5 protein-coding genes and 2 pseudogenes are annotated in these 6000 nt (G+C 34.5%); 1 reads left to right on the forward strand and 6 read right to left on the reverse strand.

Annotated elements, in window-relative coordinates; all coding sequences use genetic code 11:
• Positions 1 to 390: 390 nt before the first annotated feature.
• The 5 genes from ACJQWY_RS06360 to ACJQWY_RS06380 all read right to left on the reverse strand — a co-directional run bounded on the left by ACJQWY_RS06360 (position 391) and on the right by ACJQWY_RS06380 (position 5364).
• Complete coding sequence (locus tag ACJQWY_RS06360) at positions 391 to 939, reverse strand: GNAT family N-acetyltransferase (protein ID WP_407076898.1); 549 nt, start codon at positions 937 to 939, stop codon at positions 391 to 393.
• 1099 nt (positions 940 to 2038) lie between these two features.
• Positions 2039 to 3058, reverse strand: coding sequence for an NADP-dependent oxidoreductase (locus ACJQWY_RS06365; RefSeq protein WP_407076899.1), 1020 nt, complete (start codon positions 3056 to 3058; stop codon positions 2039 to 2041).
• A gap of 3 nt (positions 3059 to 3061) precedes the next feature.
• Entirely contained in the window at positions 3062 to 3652 is a 591-nt protein-coding gene (locus tag ACJQWY_RS06370; protein WP_407076900.1) for a TetR/AcrR family transcriptional regulator, read from the reverse strand.
• A 322-nt stretch (positions 3653 to 3974) separates the two neighbouring features.
• Positions 3975 to 4736 carry a thiamine pyrophosphate-dependent enzyme gene (locus ACJQWY_RS06375; RefSeq protein ID WP_407076901.1) on the reverse strand — a complete coding sequence of 254 codons (762 nt, stop codon included), beginning with the start codon at positions 4734 to 4736 and terminating at the stop codon, positions 3975 to 3977.
• A 31-nt stretch (positions 4737 to 4767) separates the two neighbouring features.
• Positions 4768 to 5364 carry an acetolactate synthase large subunit family protein gene (locus tag ACJQWY_RS06380; protein ID WP_407076902.1) on the reverse strand — a complete coding sequence of 199 codons (597 nt, stop codon included), beginning with the start codon at positions 5362 to 5364 and terminating at the stop codon, positions 4768 to 4770.
• Between the two features lie 19 nt (positions 5365 to 5383).
• Here ACJQWY_RS06380 and ACJQWY_RS06385 point away from each other — a divergent pair.
• Positions 5384 to 5596 (forward strand): annotated as a pseudogene (locus ACJQWY_RS06385) (aminotransferase); the annotation flags it as partial.
• A 47-nt stretch (positions 5597 to 5643) separates the two neighbouring features.
• Here the strand turns inward: ACJQWY_RS06385 and ACJQWY_RS06390 are convergent.
• Positions 5644 to 6000, reverse strand: a pseudogene (locus ACJQWY_RS06390) (adhesive domain-containing protein); the annotation flags it as partial.

A 6000-nucleotide genomic window follows, 5' to 3' on the forward strand; every position in this document is an offset into this window, starting at 1 on the left:
TTATTGCTACTAAATATCTCCTTACCATAAATAGATACATCTTTTCCTATTTAATGGGGTTATTTTACCCCAAATCAAATCTTGATTACGGTTTTTTATGATATTAATGATTGTAATTTCGAAAGTTTGTATTTTTAGGGGATGATATACTACCTCATTTCGCCATCATATTTTTATAAAAACGGAAAAGTCCTTGTCCTCCATATATTTATTTTTGTTTTCGATATTTATGATTAGTATTAGCCCCTTATAAGTAAAATTGAAGTATTTTCATCCCAAATTATCCACTAATTTTCCCACCCATACAAAAAAACGGGTACGACAACTTGTTTCGTTGATTCCCCGTTTTTCTGTTTATATTAATGTTGATAGGTGAATATTATTATCATATCAATTTTCAATTATAGGATTTACTAATTTCGTGAAATGCTCAATAATTGTTTCATTTAAAATGGGATTATACATTTCATTAATAGTTCTATTATATTTAAATCCTTCTTTTTCTTGGGCTCGTTTTGATTGCAAATTACCATCTTTGTACCCGCACCAAATAGCTGATAATTGTAGTGTATCAAATCCGTACTGAACAACTGCTTGAATAGCTTCAGGCACTAGTCCTCTTCCCCAGAATGGTTCACCAAGCCAGTAACTAATTTCAGCCTCACGTGATTTCATAAAATTTTTAGCATTTCCTTCGTCAACTAATTCTAACCCAATTAACCCAATTGCTTGTTTAGGCGAATTTTTTTGAGTAATTGCAAATATATGGGGACTCATAAAGTAATTTTCGATAAAATATTTAGAATCTTCAATACTATTATGAACAGGCCAACCGGCGATGGGACCTATTTTAGAATTTTTAGCATATTTATAAATGCTGGCTGCATCTGAACTTTGAAAATTTCGTAGAATTAAGCGATTAGTTTTAATTTCAGTCATGTTGAAACTCCTTATTTATAATATGAATGTGTAATTTTATCAATAAAGGAGCAATCGAACCATCAAAAAAGCATGCAGATTTCTCCACATGCTCGTCTTTATGCTCTATTAGTCATCGCAGGAGTGGTGGAAATCTATTTTAAGGACACAAGTAAAACAGCATATCGTATTAATACCGTTCGATTACTCTGTAAATGCGCTACTTAAAATAAAATTCCTGCCTTCCTTTGGGATAGATTCCTGCTTACTTGAAATATTATCATATCTTTTACTACTAGACAATAATATTAACAATTTCAATGCCTAGTTATATTACCTATTATGAAAGTATCCCAATACATCACGTTTAAAATCTATGCATAATTTCCGGATATTGAACTACATAAGGGCCATCAAAGCCATCATATATCTGAATAGTTATCTTAATCCTATTTATTCTCAAATATCTCTTTTGATAAGTTAAATGCCGACCATGCTTTAGGCCAATCAACATAACTACTTTTAAAGGTTGTCATATCATGCAAGACATTGATATGATGACCTTTTAATTTTCTAAACTTTAAGAATATAGAATTAAATATTTTACGTCCTTCATATTAAATTGATCTTACTTTTTGAAACAATTGATTCAATCGAAATAATCTAAATTCAAAATTCACTTTTATTTGAGCCATAAACTTATAGCCCGTTTGTATTTTGTTGTTCCACATTAAACCACTAGCATAACTTAAACACAAAAATTTCCATTAAAGAAGCCCCGCGTAATAGTTTGATTTTTTGGTTGCTTTTTATATATTTAGGAGCTTGGTTAGTTACAACTAACGATTATATTTTTTAACGGTCCCCGTGTTTCTCAAACAGTTCCGGTCCATTTACAATATTCATAATCAATTTTTCGATTAGCTAACCTAATTAACGTTTTTTGGGCCACTAATACAGCATTTCAAACTAAATAAAATCTGCCCTTGATTACTCCATTTATCTAAAATCAGCGTCCCAATTTCATGCCGATGATATTCCAATATAAAATAACCATCATACTTGCATTATCAACGCCCATTTTAAGAGCTGCTGCACCTTGATGTCCAAAATTAAAATCTCATTCTTCCCTCAATTTATCAAAGCTAATTACTACCTTACCGTGCGTTCCACCCGCGGCTACTAATTTTAACGCTTCTTGCGTTTGATCAAGCGTGAAATTATGTTGGTCAATCGCTGGAATAATATTATTGTCTTCCACAATTTTAGTAATCTCGCTTAATTGCTGACCACTTTCACGCACAAAAATAAAACGATATTCTACTTGATATTTTTTAGCTAATTTATCGAGTTTGGCTCCCGCCAGGCCAAATAATAATTGCTTCCATTTAGGGAAATTGTGATCGCGCGCAAAACTTTTATTAGGCCCGCTAATCAGGCTCAACAGTCTACCACCAGCCCGCATAATGCCCATTTCGTGTTCAATTTCTTTGACACCAAGAGTATCAATTACATAGTCAATATCAGACAAAATTTCCCAATAATTTTCCTTTTTGTAATCTAAATACTGATCGGCACCTAAATTTATAATATGTTCACGCGCTTCTGTGTTACCTGAAACAATCACTTTTAAACCCATAGCTTTTGCCAAAGGAACTGCGATTTGCCCAAAGCTTCCAGATCCACCCGAAATAAAGACAGTCTTACCTGCCTCGACCTTTAATTCTTCAGTCAAAGCTTGATATGCTGTCAAACCGGTGAGTGGTATTGCGACTGCTTGTTTTGCCGTTAAATTATTTGGTGTATGCCATATTGCCGTCTCTGTTACCGCAACATATTCACTAAAAGCCCCAATTTTATACAATGGTAACCGACTGTAAACCTGATCCCCGATAGCAAATGTTTTAACCGCAGCACCCACTTCCACAATCTTACCCACAACTTCATTTCCCAGCGTTAATGGCATTTTATAATTTTGAATTAAATTAACACTACCGTTAATATTCATTAGATCCAAAGGATTCACTGCAGCATACAAAGGTGCAATTAACACCTCATGATCCTCTAGCTTAGGCCGTTTTATTTCATTTAACTCAACATTGATATCTTTATTATTTTTAGTTATTTGTACAGCCTTCATTATTTATACCTCAGTTCTTTTCCAGGGCAATGTCTCAATCACATCTTCAGCTATCGATTTAAGTTCAGATTCGCTAGCCCCAATTGAAGCTGAAACACGCATTCCTATTAAGGCTATCTGAAAACGTTTAGCAATTGATTCCAATTGAGTATTTTTGCATAATTCGCTTCTTCCACGATCCAGGATATTTAAAATAAAATTTAATTCCTGATGCATATAATCTTCAATAATTTTCTTAATTTCAGAATCAATTTGACCTAATTCCGTTGCCGAATTTACGATTAAACACCCTTTGATTTGAAATTTATCGTTTATTTTCAAAAAAACATTAAAAATATCATTTAACTGACTACCTAAATCATTTGATTGCTTAGTTGCTTCGAACATTTCTTTTTCTAAATAACGATGATAAAAATCAAGTACATACACAAACAATGCATGTTTATCTCCAAAGGTTGCATAAATACTTCCTCGATTAATCTGCATTGCATTTACTAATTCTTGCATTGATGTATTCGCATAACCTTGTTTCCAAAACACATTCATTGCTTGCTCTAATACTTCATCCTTATTAAACTCTTTAGTTCTGCTCATTATCCACCTTCTTTTTGGAACGTTTGTTCAATTATAAAATCTAAGCAATAAAGCGTCAATATCTTTTGTTTTAATCGCACATATTCAAAATTCCTTAATTTAAAATTAGCCGCTGACTAGCCCCCAATTAACAGAGTTATCATAATTTACGTCCGATTTTTAAACTTTACATCAAATCAAATAAATAGTTATTTTTAAGTATCAAAATGATTATTAACGAAATAAAGTGCCCATCATTATTAGACAATCAGTCCAACGATGACAGGGCACTTCAGCACCTCAATAAGCTTTTTATTTAATTAATAATCTTTTATTCTTTTGTCTAAAATCCACCTTGCCCCAGGTCTTTATTATTCGAATTTACACCATACTGCTTTAGATATTCTGCAAATGGTTTTAAATCTTCGGCATGGTAACGTTGCTTAAATTCATTAATAGTCTTCGCATCGAAACGAGCCGGATCGAGCTTCATTGCCTCCACTGGAATGGGACGTTCATTTGTTATTTTAACATCAATCAAAACTGGATCATGTTGACCAATTTTTTGCGCCTGCTTAAATGCATCGGTCAATTGACTAATTTCGGTTACCCGAATACCTTGCATGCCAATTCCATCCGCGATTTTTGAAAAATCAATATCATTGAACTCAACTCCAATTTCACCTTCATTAGTATCCTCTTGCTCATCACGAATAAATCCGAAATGACCATTTGAAAAGATTACGTTAATAATTGGCAAGTGATATTGAACCTGCGTAACCAAATCTTGCATCACCATTGCGGCTCCCCCATCCACTGATAAAGAGAAGACCTGCCGATCAGGATAGTTTAACTTAGCAGCAATAGCCCCGGGAATCCCAACACCCATCGTGGCAAATAGATTTGATGTAAAATAACGATTACTAGTCTTTAAACGTAAATGTCGATTAGAGAGTTGGTTCACGTCTCCAACATCAATTGAGAAAATAGATTGATCCTTTGTTATCTGATTTAGTTCGTGATAAACCTGATAAGCTTGGAGCGGTCCATTCACCTGATGCTCTAATTGATCTAAATAAGTAAACCAATTTTCATTATTGTCCAAATTAGCCTTCCACCAAGCCGTTTCGACTTTTTCAGGTGCTAAATTCAATAATTTTATTCAAAGCTAATTTAGCATCACTTAACATCGCGACATCCGTATAGTGTCGCTTTCCAAGCTTTGCCATATCAATATCAATTTGTAAAAATTTATCTACGTTTTCAAATGTATTGTCTAACTCTGCAAACGGAAAATTACTCCCCACAAATAACACAACGTCTGCCTGTGCTAACGCATCATTGGCAGGTTTATGAGCCACCCGATTTGCTGATCCTAAATAATATGGGGTGCGATCTGCGACAATGCCCTTTGCTGGGTAAGTGCTAACCAAGGGAATTTTTAGCTGGGTTGCAAGTTTTTCCAACTCCGGTCCTGCGTGCCGGGCACCAATTCCATAATAAATAATTGGTCGCTCAGCAGTCGCTAAGAGGTCAGCGATAGTCTGTGCTTGTGTCGTTGAGACGTTTTCATAGATTGGCTTTTGATAGTTATTCGCTGAGGCATACCAAACATCATCATCAATTTCCTGCCACGGTAAATCAACAGGAATTTGTACCACAGCCACCCCCTGGTGCGCATACGCACGACGAATCGCTTCATCAATAATATGTGGCAATGATTCAGCAGTCATCACTGTCACATTGTATATCGCGACATCCTTTCCGAAATTAGACATTCCAGATGACATTGAAGAATTTTGTATTAAATTATTAAAAACAAAGGGTGTTTTGTTAGTACCTGGCACTCGTTTTGATACACCCGGACATGTTCGCTTAGGTTATTGTACTGATGAAGCAACGCTAAGTAATGGTTTGACCAAAATTTCAGAATTTATGATTGAACAATATGGTGTAAAAAATTAAATAACAAAAGGCCTATAAACATTTTCGTCTATAGGCCTATTTATTGCTTATTTATGTTTTTTTCCTAGTACATATGGTAGTGAGAAGATACTAACCAATGCAATTGAAATCAATGCTCCAATTGTTAACTGGTTCTTAGCATTAGTCTGGGGTAATTTAGTTTGTTGCATAATTTTTCCTAGACCTGAGCTTGTCTCAGCGTTTCTAACTTGATTAATGTAATCCTGCTTCTGCTTCTCATTTAAAGTTTTAGCAGAATTGATTTGATCAATCGCGGCTTTCTTCTCTTCCGCTAATTTATCAGAACCGGCTTTTTGATCTGCAGCCTTGGCTGCGTCAACTATCTTGGTGATTTCATCACCAGTTTTCGCATTATTGACTTGATCGATATAACCTTGTTTTTG

This window comes from Weissella kandleri, assembly GCF_045504165.1.
GTDB lineage: Bacteria > Bacillota > Bacilli > Lactobacillales > Lactobacillaceae > Weissella > Weissella kandleri_A.